Here is an 18,445-nt window from a genome sequence, read left to right as displayed (position 1 = left end):
TGCTGCTAAACCTTCATTAAATGAGCGGGGGTTGCACAATTAGAGGATGATTCTTGTGGGGTGTCCCGCCTGCGATGAAAATATATCGGACGAGCTGAGGAACTCATCCCACAAAACAATCAAAATCATCCCGCAATTATCCAACGGCTTCCACTTTCCCCGAACTGACAACAGAGGGATTAATTCGGTTGAACCGCCACGAGAATTTGTCCGGCTGTCACCGTTTGCCCCTTTTCACAAAACAACTCGGCAACAGTGCCTGCAACATCAGCAGTAATAGCAATTTCCATTTTCATCGCTTCCAAAATTAACAGCCGAGATCCCTCAGCAACCGCATCTCCAACATTAACCAGCACCTGCCAAACATTGGCCGAAACGTGAGCGACAACTGCCTCACAGCCGATCGGCAAAGTAACCTCCGCCGCCGTTTCAGAACCCAAATCCGCCGAGGCTTCTGCGGCAGATTCAGCTTCAAATTCCCCGGATGCGGCCCAGCGATCGCGCTCTGCATTAAATGCGGCCTGCTGCTGCGCTTTAAACTCAGCAGCACTGCCCGCAATAGAATGCAAAAACTCATTGTATTCTCTCAAATTAAAAGTGATTTCCTCAACCTTTAATTTAAACTTCCCTTCAATAAATTCTTCCCGACAGCGGTGCAATTCCTCATGAGAAACCGGATAAAATCGGATTTGGTCAAAAAAGCGCAAAAGCCAAGGTTTACCAGACTGGAAATCCGCCGTTTGTTTGAACCGATTCCACATTTGCACCGTGCGGCCGACAAATTGATAACCTCCGGGCCCTTCCATCCCGTAAACGCACAAATACGCGCCGCCAATGCCCACTGCATTTTCAGGAGTCCAAGTGCGGGCGGGATTGTATTTAGTAGTAACCAAACGGTGGCGCGGATCGAGGGGAGTTGCGACGGGCGCCCCTAAATAAACGTCTCCCAAACCCATCACTAAATAGCTAGCATTAAATACAATTTCTCTGACTTGTTCGATGCTGTCAAGCCCGTTGATGCGGCGAATAAACTCTATATTGCTGGGACACCAAGGTGCATCCGATCGCACAGACTGCATATATTTTTCAATGGCCAACAGCGTCGATTCATCTTCCCAAGATAAAGGCAAGTGCACAATTCGCGCTGGCACTTCCAAATCCTCGATCGCCGGAAGTTCCGCCTCCGCCGCAATCAGCGCCTGCATTAGCTGCTGTTGCGAAATCTGGCGGCCCTCAAAATGAATTTGCAGCGATCGCATTCCCGGCACTAATTCGATAACACCCGGCAACGGATTTGCTTTCAGCTTTTCCATCAATGCGTGCGCCCGAAAACGCAAATTTAAATCCAGCACCAACGGGCCGTATTCAACTAGAATATATTTATCCCCAGCTTGACGGTACGTAACAGCAACCTGTGCCGGAGATTCGGGAATTTCGTGCAAAATTGGAGAGGCGGGAACTGCGGGCAATTCCTCCGCATTTTCCCCAAAAACAGGCAAACAAAAAGTAGCAATTTGCCTATTTTGTGCTAACTCCCGCTGCAAAGCTTCAGCAAAACTCAAACAGTGAAAGCGAATGCTGTCCCCCGGTTTCAGTTGCCCGATTTTCCACAATTCCGACTGCACAATAGTAGCAGGACACACAAAACCTCCCAAACTCGGGCCGTCAAGACCGAGAATTACAGGCATATCGCCCGTAAAATCGATCGTGCCGATCGCGTAAGCATTATCGTGAATGTTAGACGGGTGCAAACCCGCTTCTCCTCCGTCTTGACGCGCCCAGGCGGGCTTCGGCCCGATCAGCCGAATGCCCGTCCGCGTCGAGTTGTAATGCACCTGCCATTCTGTAGAGAAAAACATTTCGATGTCTGACTCAGTAAAGAAATCCGGCGCGCCGTGAGGCCCGTACAAAACGCCGATTTCCCAATTATTGCTGTAGGTGGGAATTAGTTCGGGAGGCAAAGATATTTCCGCTTCCAGAGTTGCAGTTTGAACCAGTTTAAGCACATCTCCCGGACGCAGCGTGCGGCCCGCGTGTCCGCCAAATTTGCCCAGTACAAAAGTTGATTTGCTGCCCAAATAATCGGGGACATTAAAGCCGTGCTTTACCGCTAAATAAGTGCGGTAGCCGCCGCCTTGAATGGCTTTTAACTTGAGAATGCTGCCAGATTTTACGGGAATTGCTGTCCAAAACGGCACCGGTTCGCCGTTTAGCGTTCCCTTCATAATTGCACCAGTCAAACTAATAACTGTATCGGCATTAAAGCGCAGAGTTGGACCTGTAGCTGTGAATTCCAATCCTGCTGTCGATTCGGGATTTCCTACTAAACGATTTGCCGATCGAAATGCCAGATGATCCATCGGCCCAGAAGGCGGCACGCCCACATCCCAATAGCCGATCCGCCCGGGATAATCCTGAATGCTGCTGTAGGTTCCCCCATCCAATACATCGATCGTTAAAGGTGCGTATTCAAAAGAGTTTAAAAAGCGCGTGCTCAGTTCGCCCCGGCTGAATCTGGAATCGTCCAAAATCTGGCGGAGGTAATCTAAATTAGTTTCAATTCCCGCTATTTCACTGGCATCTAAAGCAGCTTTTAGTTTTACGATCGCCTGGGTTCGATTATCGCCGCAAACGATTACTTTGGCTAGCAGCGGATCGTAAAAAGGAGTAACCTCCGTTCCGGTTTCTATCCAACTGTCGCAGCGGGCGTTTTCGGGAAACGCAACTTGATTCAGCAACCCGGAACTCGGCTGGAAATTCTTGCCGGCATCTTCGGCATAAATTCGCACCTCAATTGAGTGTCCCTGCGGCCGATAGCGGTACTCTTCCAGGGGGAACAAATCTCCCGAAGCCTGTTTGACCATCCACTCAACAAGGTCGATGTTGTTGACAGCTTCAGTAACGCCGTGTTCGACTTGCAAGCGCGTGTTGACTTCCAAAAAATAAAACTGTTTCGCATCGACATCAAACACAAATTCAACAGTACCGGCTGACTGGTAATTTACCGCTTTTCCCAACCGCACGGCTGCACTGTACAACTGATTTCGCTGTTCGTCGCTAATAGCCGGGGCGGGGGTTTCTTCTATTACTTTTTGATTGCGCCGCTGCACTGAACAATCTCGCTCGCCCAAGGCTATGACATTTCCTTTGCCATCTCCAAAGATTTGGACTTCTATGTGCCTGGCTGTTTGAATGTATTTCTCTAAAAAAACGCCGCTTTGTTTAAAATTGCTTTGACTCAAACGCTGTACTTTTTCAAATGCTTCTGCCAAATCTCGATCGCCAAAACAAGCCTGCAAACCGATGCCGCCACCGCCTGCGGTACTTTTGAGCATCACCGGATAGCCGATCGCCCCAGCGGCTTTTTGGGCATCATCTAAACTTGCTAAAAGTTCGCTTCCGGGAGTTAGCGGCACTTGATTTGCAGCGGCTATTTCCCGCGCGGTGTGCTTCAATCCAAAGCAGCGCAACTGACTCGGAGTCGGGCCGATAAATGCAATATTTTCGCTGGCACAAGCTTGGGCAAATTCAGCATTTTCGCTCAAAAAGCCGTAACCGGGATGGATAGCTTGAGCTTTTGTTTGGCGCGCAACTTCGAGAATGCGATCGAACCGCAAATAACTCTCTGCTGCTGCGGCTGCACCGATACAAACGGCTTCGCTGGCGGCGAAAACGTGCTTGGCGCGGGCGTCGGCTTCAGAATATACTGCTACTGAAGCAATTCCGAGGCGATCGAGCGTGCGGATAATTCGGCAGGCAATTTCACCGCGATTTGCAATCAAAACTTTGTTAAACATTTAGGTAATTGCTAATTGATAATTGATAATTGATAATTGCTAATGGGCAATCGATTCTTCAGTCCTCTAAAGAGGACTTTAGCTATTAGCCAGGGGTTTAAACCCCTGGCAGTTTCTGGCGAATATTCAGCTACAACCTATACCGCATCCCAAACAATCAACTGAATCGGCGTAGGATTGTAAGCATTGCAAGGATTGTTCATTTGCGGGCAGTTAGAAATAGCAACTAGCGCGTTCATTTCGGCTCGCAAATCAACTGTACTTCCCGGATCGGAGATGCCGTCAACAATTTCAAGCGTGCCATCTTCGCTAACGGGAACATTCATAAAGAAGTTGATATTGCTGACTAAATCTCGCTTGCCCAAACCGTAGGGAAGAATTGCGGCGAGGAAATTTTCAACACAGGCGTGCTGGTATTTTTTATCTAGCCCAAACCGCACCGAATTGCTTTCGCAGCTACAGGCGCCGCCGGAGGTATCGTGCCGCCCGCAGGAGTCAGCAATTATTGTCATCATGGCTCGCCCTTCGTTGGAGATGAGTTGGCTGTTTGTTGTGACGAAGATGTTGCCTTGATTGACGATCGTATCGGGGGCGCTGTAGCGTTCGGAAGGGTCATCGGCATTGTAAACTAAAAAATCTACTGCTTGATTTCCGCCTAAATCTACAATGCGGAGAATCTGTCCTTTTTTGATGACGCGAGACCAGGGATGTCTGGCTGGTAAGACTTCGTTGTAAATTGCTGTTGCTGGATCGAGAATTTGTTGGGTGGTTGCAGTCATGGTTCACTTTTTGTGATGGAATTGCAGATTTTTTTACCGCCGATTGGTGCGGATTAGATATAGTTTTCAAATCTGGTTTATTAGGTGTTTTGCCTCAGTTTTTGATGGCTCTTTTAACCGCAGATGTTAGGCAGATAAACACTGATAAACGCAGATGATGGCGGGAATTGGAGCCGATTAAATGCAGTGCTGTCTATTGCAGGAACAAAGCATCGGTGTTGGTGAAGCCGCGCACAACTTCTGGGTTGGCGGTGCGGCACAAGTCGTCTGGTGCGGGTGCGGGGGTTTTTACAATCTGAATTTGGATGGGTTTGGGAGCGTAAGTTGAACTCGGATGCAGGATGTGGGGGCAGTTAGAGATAATGGTCAATACGTTCATTTCGGCTCGCAAATCGATAAAACTACCCGGTTTTTCGCAGCCTTCGCGAAACTCCATCGTGCCGTCTGGTTTGACGGCAATTCGAGTAAATAAGTTGAGGTTGGGCATGAGATCTTTTTTGCCCAACCCCCACCGGCTTAGGGCTTTGAGGAAGTTGTCGCGGGAGTTTTTCCAGTCTCCTTCGCCGTATTTTTTGGCATTGCTAATGGCGTTGCTGCATCCTCCTAGCAAATCGTGACAGCCGGAGGTATCTTGGGTGATGGAAAATAGGATGCGCCCCATGTCTGTGTAGATCACCATGCCTTGTTTGAGAAAGGCGTTGAATTGAATTTTGGCGGTGTCTGCTGCGTTGAAACGTTCGATCGCATTGTCGGCGTTGTAGCACAGCATGGAAACGCCGCGAGAGCCTTCTAAATCGGTGATTCGCAGGGTGTTTCCCCGCTTGATGACTCCCGACCAGTACGCGCCGCCCGGTACGGTTTCTTGCATTAATACGAGGCTTGAATCGATTTCTGAGTTTGTGTCGATCGATGATAGTTGCACCATAAGTTCCTCTTGATGTATTTGGGGGGTCAGCGAAACCAAACAATAGTATTCTGTAGTGGCAAAACTCACCCTCTCCCAAAGTAATATTTATCTCCACTGATATCTTGCACGATTCTAAAGAACGGGCAAGATGCCCGTTCCACAATAAAATTGAGTTTTGTGGAACGGGCATCTTGCCCGTTCCTAAATAGGTAATTGAAAAGGGTGCAAGATGTTAAGTTTCCACTTACTTAGGTTGGCCGTTGTACTGTTGGCGCGGGTGCAAAAAGTGCAACTACAAACCTATTTCTATTTAAGCAGCCATTGCAACTGCTTCCTGTCCGTGTTTCCGCATCAAATCCATGAGTTCGTCGCGGTAATCGTGGAATTTGGCGTGGCGTTTAACGCTGGGAGTGCGATCGGGCAAATTAATCGACATTTCCTTTCTCACTGTACCGGGACGAGCGCCCAAAGCATAAATCCGATTGGAAAGAAACACTGCTTCTTCGACATCGTGGGTAATCATAAAGATTGTAATCTGAGTGCGGCGCCACAAATCGAGCATGAATTCGTGCATCGATTCTTTAGTGTGGATATCCAAGGCGCCGAAAGGTTCATCCATTAATAACACCTTAGGTTCAGAAGCGAGGGCGCGGGCGATCGCCACCCGCTGTTTCATCCCGCCCGACAATTCCTTCGGCAGCGACGAAGCAAACTGCGTCAATCCTACCACACTCAAATAATAGCTCGCTTGTTCGCGCCGCTTTTTCTTGGAAACGCCTTGAAGTTTGAGGCCAAACTCGGCATTTTCCTGCACGTTCATCCAAGGATAAAGAGTGTAATGCTGAAATACCATACCTCGATCCGGCCCAGGCGCAACAACTTCCTTGCCGTCAATTTTCACTTCCCCTGTTGTCGGCTTGTCCAATCCCGCAATCTGCCTCAATAGAGTAGATTTGCCCGAACCGGATGCGCCTACCGCGCAGATAAATTCGCCTTGCTTGATGCTCATGTTGATGTCTTTGAGGACAACTAATTTACCCTTTTTCGTTTCAAAGTTTTTGTGCAGATTGTTAATTTGTAGAAACATGAGTTTATCCTCTGTATTGTAAGTAAAAAATTGGTTTGTTTATTCCCAAAATCTGGAACTTTTAGGATAAAAAACGATATCTAGCGGGGGTTTTAATTTGATTATAAACCACTGCCTTCTTCCTTCTTCCTTCTTCCCTCTTCCTTCTTCCCTCTTCCTTCTTCCTTCAAAATCAGCTTACTGTTTCTGACTTGACCATTTACAAGAAACCCGCAGCAGATATTGAAAAAGCAAGTCAAAAGTCAGTCCTATCACCCCAATGACAATCAGCCCCACAAAAATTTCATCGGTTCGGAGAAATCGACCGGCGACACTAATCCGGCGGCCTAAGCCTTCGGTTGCAGCAATCAATTCCGAGACGATTACCAATTGCCAAGCCGCAGCTAAGTTGATGCGGCTAGCATCTAAAATTCCCGGCAAAACGTGGGGAAAAATAACTTGAGTTAGGATTTCCCAGCGATTGCCACCCAACATATAAGTAGATTCAATCAAGTCTTTTGGAACAAACTTGACTGTATCCATCACCATCAGCGAATTGAAGAAAAAGACGCCGATAAATATCAGCATTATTTTTGGTTCTTCGCCGATGCCCCTGTAGAGAATTAATAGGGGGATAAATGCTGGTGCGGGCATATATCGCATCAAGCCAAACATTGGTTCCAGCAAGGCGCGAATACTGGGAAAACTGCCCATCAGCACGCCAATTGGTATGGAAAAAACTAAGGCGAACAGAAAGCCCACTCCCACCCGCCACAAACTCGCTACTGTGTCTTTCAAAAGTTCGCGAGTGTTCCAAAGCCGACCAAATGCCTCTAAAACTTTGCCGGGTGAAGGCAAAAATTTGGGGTCTACGTTGGCGAAGGTTGTTACTAGCCACCACAGCAGCAGCGGCAGTGCGATCGATGTTACCGTTAACCCAATATTGAGGGGTTGTGGTATCTCTTCCGCAATCCGCCAGAAAACGGTGGGATTTAGGCTTTTTTGCTTGAGGTGGGATTGGATCGATCGGGATTCTGGATTTGGTGGCATGATTTAATGGCCGAATGGTTGAGCGAGTAATTTTAGTAGCTTTTTGGTATAAATAAATAATAAGGTTGAAACTTTGTTGTGTCTGCCAAATCGTAAATTCGGCCTCCTAGCTTTTGCCTTCTGCATAAGCTTTGATAAAGCGATCGTCAAATAATGTGCTGATATCGGGTTGGGTTTTTGCTAAATTTACATCAACGAGAAATTTAGTCATTTCTGCCGCCGCAAACTGTAATGATGTCATGTCATTTCCCGGTTGAAAGGCTTTCAAGTTTTCCTCGATCGTAAATATCTTAGTGCCGTTTTCATATTCTTTGTATTCCTCAACGCTAACTCCGGCGCGGTTGGCGAGAATCTCGTAAGATTTGTCGGGATTTGATTTCATGTAGTCCAATGTTGCAAACCATGAATTGACCAGGGCTTGCACTCGATCGGGGTGTTCGTTGATAAACTTTCGGGTGAATACCAAATGGTCGGAAATCGCCCCCGGAAAATCTTTTGAACTAAACAGTTCCTTGCTGTTCGATCGTTTTAATGCCTGCGTGGTAAACGGCGCAAATACTGCCACCGCATCGACTTGCCCTCCCACGAAAGCCGCCGCAGCTTTGCCAGTTTCCAGCGGTACAAATTGAATATCTTGCACTGATAAGCCTGCTTTTCTCAGCCCTAACAACAATAGAAAGTGATCGACTGTACCTTCCTCGGCTGCCACTTTTTTGCCTTTCAAATCGGCAACGGAATTGATGCCTTCGGCGACAATCACTTTGTCATTTCCCGTCGAGTTGTCGTTGACTAAAACAATTACTTGGTCGGCACCGCCCGATATGGAGTTTACGGTATCGCCGAGGGTTTGGCTGTTAGCATTTATCTGTCCTGCTGTGAGGGTGCTGATGGATTCTAAGTAGCCGTCAAACCATTTTAAGTCTACAGCAACATTGTTGGCTTCAAATATCTTTTGTTCTTTGGCAATTTGCCAAGGAAACCAGCCGGGCCACGCGCTGAATCCGAGGCTAACTGCATCAGCGCTTACTGAAGAAGCTGCTTCGCTTTCTGTCGTAGTTTTGATATAAATTGCCGGGTTGACGCAGCCGACAGCGAAAAACAAAGTGATGAAAAATAGGGCACAGTAGGATAAAGGCGATCGCGTTATTTTTGGGGAGCAATATCGGATATTCATAAAATATTCTGGTTGCTGGTTAGAGGTGAATATGTCGATCGAGCTTTTGCACCTTCTTTGGCTTCCTTAGCTTCTGCAAACCCCCCTGATATATAAGGATAAAGCCCGAGAGCTAACGAACCGAGTCTTGATGACCGATCGCGTTTCTCCCGGGCTTTTATCCCGCCGTGTAACTGGCTAGTGTTCCCCTCAAATTAATAAAATTTTGGGACAACCAGTCTGCTTCTCTCGGACCAGCACTTGAACTTTCTAAGCTGAGTTAGAAACAGATTCAAATCGGAACCCTAGAAGCTGTTAAATTTTTTCCGTTTTTGTCTGTATAAGTCCTGTTTGCAACCCAAGGAGTTATGCGAGACTGTCACTTACAGCAATCTACTTAGCTTTTTGAAAGGTAAGCATACTGTAGCTTGCAATCTTACTAGATTGCTACGTTTCAAACGGTAACAGCAAACTTGATGATAAAATGTGTAAAAGGTTACAAAAAACGGTTTTTCTCGGATTTGTCAAATTAAAGTTTTTGGAAGATTAAACCCGGCGGTTGGAAATCGGGAAGTTTACGGGTACACAAAGACGAAACCCGCAAGGTCAGGGTTGAATATTTCTTGAGAAATACTTCGAGCGCCATAGACTAGATGCGAGTATGGGTGGGGGCGGGTTTATGAGATTGTAGATTATGGGCAATTATTGCTGGTGAACCCGCCCCTACAAAATTTAACATCATACCAGTCCGAATCTCTCCGGAAATGATATGAAGTCAACTCTTCAATCTAAAATCTAAAATCTAAAATCTAAAATCGACTGACGGTGCACTATGGAAAAATTTAACTACAGCAACAGTCTGGACATTCATTCGCTGCTCGATCGCTACCGCACAGGGTCGATCGCGCCTGCAGATGTAATCGCCACCGTGTACGATCGGATCGAACGCTATGCAGATCCGGCAGTATGGATTTATTTAGCACCGCAGGCGGAAACCCTCGAACGCGCCAAAGCCTTGGAAAACCTAGACCCGCAAAAATTGCCGCTTTACGGGATACCTTTTGCGATCAAAGATAATCTCGATTGGGCGGGCGTTCCCACTACGGCGGGATGTCCGCAGTTTGCTCGCACTCCAGCGCGATCGTCCGCAGTTGTAGAGCGTTTGTGCGCGGCAGGTGCGATCGCGGTCGGCAAAACAAACATGGATCAGTTTGCCACAGGATTAGTCGGAACCCGCACGCCTTATGGAGTTTGCCGCAATCCCTTCGATTCGCGCTACATTCCGGGCGGATCGAGTTCCGGTTCCGCAGCAGCAGTCTCGGCCGGATTGGTGAGTTTTGCTCTGGGTACCGATACCGCAGGATCGGGGCGCGTTCCCGCTGCTTTTACCAACATTGTCGGGCTGAAGCCAAGTTGCGGCTCGATCGGCACTCGCGGCCTGCTGCCGGCAGTGCGATCGCTCGATTGCGTTTCTGTGTTCGCTCTCACCTGTGCGGATGCAGCCTCCGTGCTGCAAGCAGCCAGCGGTTTTGACGCTGAGGATGCGTTTTCTCGTCGCCCTGAAACGAAAGTTTTGCCGGATTTATCCAGCTTGCGGGTGGGGGTTCCCGGAGACGGGGAACTCGAATTTTTCGGGAATGCAGAAGCCGAACAGCGCTACCGGGATGCGATCGCGCGCTTGCAATCTTTGGGCTGCACGATCGCACCTATTGACTTCAAACCCTTTGCGGATGCTGCCGAACTGCTTTACGGCGGGCCTTGGGTAGCAGAAAGGTTGGCCGCGATCGGCGATTTCCTCGACGCGCACCCAGATGCGATCGATCCGATAGTCTACGAAATTATCAGCGGCGGCAAACGCTACGATGCCGTCTCTGCCTACCGCGCGTCGTACCGGTTGGCCGAACTCCGCCAACAGGCAGAAATTCAGTGGCAGTCAATGGATGTGTTGGCGGTTCCCACGACAGGCACTATTTATACTGTCGCAGAAGTTGCAGCCGAGCCGATCGTGCTCAACACCAATCTGGGGCGCTACACAAACTTTGCAAATTTGCTCGATTTGTGTGCGATCGCAGTTCCCAGCGGGTTTCAAAGCAGCGGATTGCCCGCAGGATTAACACTGATGGCTCCTGCGTGGCACGATTTATCGCTCTGCAGCCTGGGATCTGCTTTCCACGATCGCTTGGGGGGAACTATGGGCGCAACCAACCTGCCACTGCCAACAGTCCCCGAACCCGCCAGCGCAGCCAAATCTTTCTCAGAAGAACGAGTCAAAATAGCTGTAGTTGGCGCTCATTTGAGCGGTGAGCCGCTGAATTATCAACTAATCGAGGGGGGAGGCGTTTTGGTTCGCGCCTGCCGTACCAGCCCGATTTACAAGCTGTACGCTTTGACGGGTACTGCTCTGGGCAAGCCGGGATTGGTGCGTCAGATAGAGGGCGGTAGCGCGATCGAGGTGGAAGTTTGGGAGTTGTCGATCGCCGCTTTCGGCGGATTTGTCGCTAAAATTCCCCCGCCGCTGGGAATTGGTACGCTGGTGCTGGAGGACGGCTCCACGGTGCAGGGCTTTTTGTGCGAATCTTATGCTGTGGCGGATGCGATCGATATTTCTCATCTCGGCGGTTGGCGAGGTTATAAATTCCGCTTTTAAGTTAAGTTAGAATGGCAAATTTCTACGCATCTTCAGAATCATGCCAATAGCAGTGCCACTTGTACCAATTCCCGTCACAACCCCAACCCCCACCGGCGGTACCAGTCCCGGAGGGACACCTGGCGGCACTCGTGGCACCAGCGGCCCCGACTCTCTCAGGGGTAGTGCGGGCGCTAACTTGATATTTGGTTTGGGTGGCCCTGACAGCATTTTTGGCTTAGGCGCAGACGATAGCCTCTACGGCGGCGACGGCGATGACTCACTGCTGGGCGACGTTGGCGATGACATACTGTTCGGGGGTGCCGGCCGCGACAGCGTTTTGGGCGGCGCCGGCGACGATACTTTCTACGGCGGCAAAGGTTCTGACTCAATGCTGGGCGACGTTGGCAATGATTTGCTGTTTGGCAACCAAGATACCGATACTTTGTTGGGCGGCGCGGGTAATGACACGTTTTTTGGGGGTGCCGGCGATGACTCGCTGTTTGGTGGCATCGGCGATGACTGTTTATCGGGCGATCGCGGGCGAGATACTTTAACTGGCGGCACCGGAAACGATACTTTTGCGATCGGGCGTCAGGCAGATGGGGATGTGATTACAGACTTTACTGATGTTACCGATCGAATTCGCTTGACTGCCGGCCTCACCTTTGGCGAACTCACCATTTCCGCTGGACCCGGAACTACGACCAGTACAATTATTCAGCTTACAAGCAGTAAGGAAACTCTGGCTACTTTATTCGGAGTTGCGCGCACTTCTATCAGTCAGGCGGACTTTATTTTTTAATGGGTAATTGGGAATTGGGAATTGGGAATTGGGAATTAATAATTGGGCTGGCGGGTACTTTGTAGTTTTAAGTTTTCAATGTTGAACTTTTTAACTCTAAACCGCTTTCTCCTTGTGAGTAAAGTTAGCTTTAGTGTTCCCAAACAAAGCAATCTCAAAAATTTTCATCTTCCTTTTTCCTGCTTCCTTCTCTCCGTTAAATGTCGTACACTGATTCGTTGCCTTCTTCCTTCTTCCCTCTTCCCTCTTCCTTCTTCCTTCTTCCCTCTTCCTTCTTCCCTCTTCCTAATGACTACTGACGGTTTTCTCAATCTCAACAAACCTGCCGGCATGACATCTCACGACTGCGTGGGGCGAGTGCGCCGGCTATTGAAACTCAAGCGAGTCGGACACGGAGGAACCCTCGATCCTGCTGTGACTGGCGTTTTGCCGATCGCCCTGGGCAAAGCAACCAGACTGCTGCAATATCTCCAACACAATAAAGCTTACCGAGGCACGATTCGCTTTGGCTTAACTACTGCTACTGACGATTTAGAAGGAGAAATTATCCATTCTCGACCGGTGCCAGAGTTGAGTTTGGAAAAAGTGCAAGCTGCACTGCCAAAATTTATAGGAAAAATCGATCAATTTCCACCGAGTTTTAGTGCGGTTCAGGTGGGAGGAAAACGCCTTTATGAGTTAGCTAGAAAAGGCGAAACTGTAGAAGTTGCTGCTAGAAATGTTGAGGTTTTTCGGCTGGAAATCTTGGATTGGCGGCCGGGGGATTTTCCTGAATTGGATTTGTCGATCGCCTGCGGGGCGGGTACTTACATTCGGGCGATCGCGCGGGATTTGGGTGCGGTGTTGAATACAGGCGGTACTTTGGCTTGTTTGACTCGCACCGAAAGTAGCGGTTTTTCGATCGAGGAAAGTCTCAGTTTTGAACAATTGGAACAGCAATTGCAGGAGGATAAATTCTGCCCGATTTTGCCATCGGCGGTTTTGGGACATTTAGGTGCGATCGTCCTTTCCCCTGAATATACCAAACGCTGGTTTCAAGGACAGCGCCTCCCGATTCCCGAAACACCCATAGGGGGAGAGGAGAAAAGTACGAAGAATCCCCCCGACAACCCACTAATCCAACCTCCCTATCCCTTGCAGGTGTACGATCGAGACGGTAATTTTTTAGGTATCGGTCAAGTAGCAAACTCAGAGACAAGTACCATATTATCTCCTCAAATTGTGCTGTAGCTATCTAAAATAAAAATGAAAATAGGTATAATTGGTACGGGAAAAGTTGGCGGAACTCTAACCGCTGAGAATGTCTTCGATTCACCTAGCTGACAGCGGTACGGGACGAGATTTTGCTATTAATCTAATCAATCGCTGAGGTAAAAATTGTGAAAATATTGCTGATCGGATTAATCCGAGGCTACAAAATGGGGATTTCTCCTTACCTGCCTAACGCCTGTAGATTTCAGCCAAGTTGTTCGCAATACGCGATCGAAGCAATAGAAAGATTTGGGCCTGCCCGCGGCAGCTCAATGGCAGTTAAGCGAATTTTGCGCTGTCATCCTTTTCATCCAGGAGGTTACGATCCAGTACCTCCCAAAGATAGCGATGGCAATTAGTTATTAGTTAGAAGCCGGATTTTAGTTATTAGTTAATAGTGCAAAGAGGCGTGGCATCCTACTGGCTAAAACTACCGAGGGGAATCAGTCCCTGATGGGGTTGAATTCGCACAATTAGTGGTTTTTCTTAACCCAAATTCAGTAATATCACTGTTATCTTTCAAAACTCAGCAGCTATATAATGGTACAAACAGAGTACAGGGGATGCGAGTTGATATGTCTGCTACCGCAATCGGATACAAAATGTTGTCCCATACTCTGGCTGTACTCAGCCAGAAACAAGCAACAGGGAAACTGCTGTTAGAGCAAGGAGAACAACAGTGGCAACTTTACTTTTTTCAGGGTAGTTTGGTGTATGCCACGGGAGGAGCGCACAGAGCGAGGCGCTGGTACAGGGCGATCGGGCAACACTGTCGAAACTTTCAAGTGGATCTCAGAAACATCGATGCTGGAGAACTGTGGGAATATCAACTGCTTCAGCGAGGGATAGCAGCCAGCGAAATGAGTCTCGAACAAGCTAGGGCGATCGTCCACACCAGCCTTTCCGAAGTCTTATTTGCTTTGATCGGTCAATCGGGTTTGCGCCGGGAGTGGCGTCCGTCCCAGAAATATTTTTCTACAATTACTTCTTCTTTGCTGCTGTCTTTAACAGAAGTAGAGAAAGTTCTGTGTTGTACAGAAGAAATTTGGCAGAAGTGGAAAGCAATGGGTTTGTGGCTGGTAGATCCAGAACAAGCACCGCTTTTAAAACCGTCGGCCCAGTTGCAGCAAAATCGATTTAGTTCTAATTCTTTGATTGCTTTGGGTAACGTATTCAACGGCGAGAATACTCTTTGGGATATTGCATTTAAGAAAAAGCAGTGCGTGACAGTGGCAACTCGCGCTTTAGTTAATTACATCAAACAAGGTTTAGTAAATTTCCGAACAGTACCAGACTTGCCGTCGCCTATAGAACAGTGGCGCCTGGCCGCAGCTATTGCAGGGCCGGGTCGCCCTTTGATTGCCTGTATCGATGACAGTCCGACAGTATGCGAATTTTTAGAGCAAATTTTGTTGCCGGAGGGTTATCGAGTCCTAAAAATTCAAGACCCGATGCAGGGAGTTGGTATCCTCGCCAAACAAAAGCCTGCTTTAATTTTTATGGACGTGGTGATGCCGAAGACAAGTGGCTTTGCTTTGTGCAATTTTTTGCGAAAAACACCTGCTTTTCGGGAAACTCCGATCGTGTTTTTGACCGGTCAAGACGGTATAATTGACCGCACGCGAGCGAAATTGACAGGTGCTTCGGATTTTTTGAGCAAGCCAGCCAATCCCGAACAGGTTTTGCAAATAGCTGACAAGTATTTGAAGGTAAAAGGCGATCGCTACCCTTTCGCAATTCGCCCCAATGATTTACTGAACTCGCACCAACTTTCCTTGGCAAATTCTTGACCCCAAATTAATGAACACAAGAAGCCCTTACAGGGTGCGTCAGGAACTGACGCACCCTAAGCTCATTGTAAAATAGAGACGCAATCGAATTTAAGATAATTAATTATGAATAATGTTACGATCGATCGCACTCCGCAAGTGAGCGTAGTAATTCCGGCTTACAACTGCGCGGATTACGTCGGCCAAGCAGTAGATAGCGTTCTGCACCAAACCTATACAGACTGGGAAATTATTGTAGTAGACGACGGCTCCAAAGATGACACTAGATTAGTTTTAGAGAAATATGGCGATCGAATTCGCTACATTTACCAACAAAATCAAGGAGTTTCGATTGCTAGAAATCGCGGCATCGAGCTAGCCAGAGGAGAATTTATCGCTTTTCTTGATGCTGACGACTACTTTTTTCCCGACAAATTAGCAGCACAAATGGCTGTATTTGCAGCGCGACCAAATCTAGGAATAGTCCACAGCGGCTGGCGTCTAGTTAATAGTATAGGCGAACCCCTAAAAGATGTCAAACCCTGGCAAAATGTCCCTAAATTAGACTTAGAAATGTGGCTGCGGTGGAAACCAGTATTACCCAGCGCGATGGTATTTCGCCGTCAGTGGTTAGAGCGCGCCGGCGGATTTGATCCTCGATTTCCCCCGGCGGAAGATACAGATTTAGTGCTGCGTTTAGCCTTAATGGGATGCGAAGCAGAGTGGTTGCAGCAAGTAACTGTTTGCTACCGCCAACACGAACAAAGCGCCATGTACAAAGGTTTACCGCAGGCTAAATCCCTCGCCGCAGTCATGGACAATTTTTTTGCCCGCCCCGAATTGCCGGATAAAATACGTTTGTTGGAAAAGCAAATCAAGTACAGTACCTTAGTTTGGATTGCTTGGTATTTGTACCGCACCGGTCATTCTGTTGAGATGGGAGACTTTTTGCAGCGTTCTTGGAATTATACGCCTTATTTGCCTGTGGAAACAGTAATTAATTGGGCGGAAGCTTTCGCCGAGTTTTCGCAGGATGCGGGAAATGAATTCGATGCAGATTTATTAGCTCAATCTCCTGAGTGGCAGCAGTTAATGCAGTGGGTTATTCTCGGTACACCAGCTTGATTAAAAGCTTTTCCATTGCACTCATATCGTTTACGGTTGCAGAGGAATTATTTAACCGCAGAGAGCGCAGAGGACACAGAGGAAGAGAAGAGAGGCTTTTGGCATTTCTTGCAATGTCAAACCTGCATAAACTCGATCAGGATTCAATTTGAGTTTCTGCTTCTGTAAAAATTGGTGGCCACAGTTCAGAAATTGGCAATTCCCAACCAGGGAAAAGTTCGGCTACTGTCAAAATATCTTCATTTCCTAACACAATTGGTTCACCTTCCTGACGATAAACTGTTACAGTTTCTTCGTCCGGGTCAATCAGAATTCCCACTTGTGCTCCGAGTTCTAGAAAATTTAGAATCTTTTTTTCGAGCGGTTTAATGCGATCGCTCTGTGATTTAATTTCTACTACCAAGTCGGGGACTAATTCTCCGAAATAACGCGGACTTTGCCTGAGACGTGCAGCCCGCACAAAAGAAACATCAGGTGCTGTGAGGTTAGCATCGGGTAAAATAAAGCCGCCTGCGGAGTCAAAAACTCGACCCAGACGGCGAGGATTTACCCAAACGAAAAGAAAGGCACTCAAGCGAATGCCAATTTCACTAGATACAATATCTGACGGCCCCACAATGATAATCTTCCCGCTTTCTAGTTCAACTTGGTAGTCTTGACCGGCTTCTTTGAAGGTTTTTTGGACTTTTTCTAAGTCTTTGAGTGTCATCATATTGATTATTCCTTAGCCGAAAAGGAGTTGCCACAGCTACAGCTTTGGGCGGCATTGGGATTGTGAAATCGGAAACCTCCGCCCATCAAGTCTTCTGAATAATCCAAGGTGAGCTCATTGAGATATTTTAAGTGCTGGGGGTCGATCGCCACTTGAACTCCCTCCGACTCGCATACCGCGTCTTCTGGGGCTGGCGCATCGTCAAATGCCATTGTATAAGACAAACCGGAGCAGCCGCTCGATTCCACACCCAGACGAAATAAAGCATTGGGGTTTGGATGCTTCGACTTGAGGCGCGTTACTTCTGTCGCTGCTGTTTTGCTCAGATGAATCATTATGAGTAATTTGTAGTTTGTAATTTGTAAGTGGAATGTAGGGTGCGCAATGCGCACCTTACCCGCAGTAGGGTGCGCATTGCGCACCTTACTTTGAGTTAGTTACTTAGCCTTTTCATTACGAGCATAATCGTCTTGAAAGCGGATAATATCATCTTCTCCGAGATATTCACCATTCTGCACCTCAATTAAAACCAGGGGGATAACTCCCGGATTTTCCAGGCGGTGAGAAGTGCACTGAGGAACGTAGGTAGACTGATTTGTAAACAGAACTTGTTCAGTGTCGCCACAAGTAACTTTTGCAGTACCTGAAACCACAATCCAGTGTTCGCTGCGGTGGTGGTGCATTTGCAGGCTGAGGCGGTGTCCCGACTTAACTTCGATCCGCTTAATTTTATATCCTGGGCCTTCTTCTAGAGTCGTAAATGAGCCCCAAGGCCGCAATTCTGTAGCGGCTATTGCGTTGGGTGCTGCAGGTGCGTGCAGGGTAGATACTTGAGAAATTTCTTGAATCTGAACCATGATTTTTACTCCTTGAGGATTGCTTGCTGAATCCTTTGGTAAACGACGTTGTTTTTTGAGATTAACTAATCTATAGTTAAAACCGAAGCCCACCTGCGGGGACTGGTTAGCCGACTGTAGAGTTTTGCAAGAGTTATGCTCAGCCCGATCGACTTGCCTTAACAACCATAGCAAAACCAACATAGCTGTTGTCACCTGTTATTAGATTGATTGCCCCAATCTACATCAAATCTTCATAGAAACGGCGCTGGTTCTTGAATATTGATTAAAGGTGAATCCTAATCCAGCTCTTGAGACTGCTGTGGCAAAACTTCTAGCATCTGGTTAGAGACCCTCTGGGCTCAAACCTAGTATAATAGTTAGACTTGAATAAGTTTGGATAATTTCTGTGAAGCAGTGATAAGTAAACCGAACGTCATATAGCGATCCTCGCATCCTTTGTGAATTTCTTACTCCCTCCCCTTGATAAGGGGAGGGTTGGGGTGGGGTCAAAAATTTACGACTCCTGCAAGGATTGCTATAGAGTTTTTTCAATTCTGCAACCAGGG

Annotated in this window: 15 protein-coding genes and 1 riboswitch; of the genes, 6 read left to right on the top strand and 9 right to left on the bottom strand. The window is 47.8% G+C overall.

Translation table 11 applies throughout. The features are described 5' to 3' along the window. Positions 1-179 precede the first annotated feature (179 nt). From uca to QUB77_RS17965, 6 genes are all read right to left on the bottom strand, one after another. Positions 180-3,797 carry an urea carboxylase gene (gene uca, locus QUB77_RS17990; RefSeq protein ID WP_333175553.1) on the bottom strand — a complete coding sequence of 1,206 codons (3,618 nt, stop codon included), beginning with the start codon at positions 3,795-3,797 and terminating at the stop codon, positions 180-182. A 137-nt stretch (positions 3,798-3,934) separates the two neighbouring features. Further along, the gene (locus QUB77_RS17985) at positions 3,935-4,576 is read right to left on the bottom strand and encodes an urea amidolyase associated protein UAAP2 (RefSeq protein ID WP_333175555.1); all 642 of its coding nucleotides are present in this window, start codon (positions 4,574-4,576) and stop codon (positions 3,935-3,937) included. Positions 4,577-4,769: 193 nt separating this feature from the next. Next, entirely contained in the window at positions 4,770-5,501 is a 732-nt protein-coding gene (locus QUB77_RS17980; protein WP_333175558.1) for an urea amidolyase associated protein UAAP1, read from the bottom strand. A 292-nt stretch (positions 5,502-5,793) separates the two neighbouring features. Then, on the bottom strand, positions 5,794-6,570 hold the full coding sequence (locus QUB77_RS17975; RefSeq protein ID WP_333175561.1) for an ABC transporter ATP-binding protein: 777 nt from the start codon (positions 6,568-6,570) through the stop codon (positions 5,794-5,796). Positions 6,571-6,747: 177 nt separating this feature from the next. Continuing rightward, complete coding sequence (locus QUB77_RS17970; RefSeq protein WP_333175563.1) at positions 6,748-7,599, bottom strand: ABC transporter permease; 852 nt, start codon at positions 7,597-7,599, stop codon at positions 6,748-6,750. Positions 7,600-7,705: 106 nt separating this feature from the next. Next, entirely contained in the window at positions 7,706-8,773 is a 1,068-nt protein-coding gene (locus QUB77_RS17965; protein ID WP_333175566.1) for an ABC transporter substrate-binding protein, read from the bottom strand. A 144-nt stretch (positions 8,774-8,917) separates the two neighbouring features. Then, a riboswitch (guanidine-I (ykkC/yxkD leader) is annotated at positions 8,918-9,072 on the bottom strand. A gap of 512 nt (positions 9,073-9,584) precedes the next feature. Between QUB77_RS17965 and atzF the strand changes: the two genes are divergently transcribed. The 6 genes from atzF (at position 9,585) to QUB77_RS17935 (ending at position 16,328) form a co-directional block, all read left to right on the top strand. Continuing rightward, entirely contained in the window at positions 9,585-11,399 is a 1,815-nt protein-coding gene (gene atzF / locus QUB77_RS17960) for an allophanate hydrolase (protein WP_333175568.1), read from the top strand. 40 nt (positions 11,400-11,439) lie between these two features. Beyond that, positions 11,440-12,183 carry a calcium-binding protein gene (locus tag QUB77_RS17955; protein ID WP_333175570.1) on the top strand — a complete coding sequence of 248 codons (744 nt, stop codon included), beginning with the start codon at positions 11,440-11,442 and terminating at the stop codon, positions 12,181-12,183. A gap of 288 nt (positions 12,184-12,471) precedes the next feature. Continuing rightward, complete coding sequence (gene truB, locus QUB77_RS17950) at positions 12,472-13,413, top strand: tRNA pseudouridine(55) synthase TruB (RefSeq protein WP_333175574.1); 942 nt, start codon at positions 12,472-12,474, stop codon at positions 13,411-13,413. 149 nt (positions 13,414-13,562) lie between these two features. Beyond that, positions 13,563-13,793: a membrane protein insertion efficiency factor YidD gene (gene yidD / locus QUB77_RS17945; RefSeq protein WP_333175577.1), complete on the top strand. Its 231-nt coding sequence runs from the start codon at positions 13,563-13,565 to the stop codon at positions 13,791-13,793. Between the two features lie 216 nt (positions 13,794-14,009). Further along, on the top strand, positions 14,010-15,224 hold the full coding sequence (locus QUB77_RS17940; protein WP_333175580.1) for a response regulator: 1,215 nt from the start codon (positions 14,010-14,012) through the stop codon (positions 15,222-15,224). Between the two features lie 105 nt (positions 15,225-15,329). Next, positions 15,330-16,328: a glycosyltransferase gene (locus QUB77_RS17935; RefSeq protein ID WP_333175582.1), complete on the top strand. Its 999-nt coding sequence runs from the start codon at positions 15,330-15,332 to the stop codon at positions 16,326-16,328. A 136-nt stretch (positions 16,329-16,464) separates the two neighbouring features. Here the strand turns inward: QUB77_RS17935 and QUB77_RS17930 are convergent, their stop codons facing one another. The 3 genes from QUB77_RS17930 to QUB77_RS17920 form a co-directional block, all read right to left on the bottom strand. Then, positions 16,465-17,037, bottom strand: a complete 573-nt coding sequence (locus QUB77_RS17930) for a Uma2 family endonuclease (protein ID WP_333175696.1) — start codon at positions 17,035-17,037, stop codon at positions 16,465-16,467. A gap of 8 nt (positions 17,038-17,045) precedes the next feature. After that, the gene (locus QUB77_RS17925) at positions 17,046-17,375 is read right to left on the bottom strand and encodes an iron-sulfur cluster assembly accessory protein (RefSeq protein WP_333175585.1); all 330 of its coding nucleotides are present in this window, start codon (positions 17,373-17,375) and stop codon (positions 17,046-17,048) included. Positions 17,376-17,477: 102 nt separating this feature from the next. Then, positions 17,478-17,897 carry a cupin domain-containing protein gene (locus QUB77_RS17920; protein WP_333070612.1) on the bottom strand — a complete coding sequence of 140 codons (420 nt, stop codon included), beginning with the start codon at positions 17,895-17,897 and terminating at the stop codon, positions 17,478-17,480. Positions 17,898-18,445: the final 548 nt, after the last annotated feature.

Source organism: Microcoleus sp. AT9b-C3, from assembly GCF_036705485.1.
Lineage (GTDB): Bacteria > Cyanobacteriota > Cyanobacteriia > Cyanobacteriales > Microcoleaceae > Microcoleus.
This window is presented reverse-complemented; position numbering and strand designations above follow the sequence as displayed.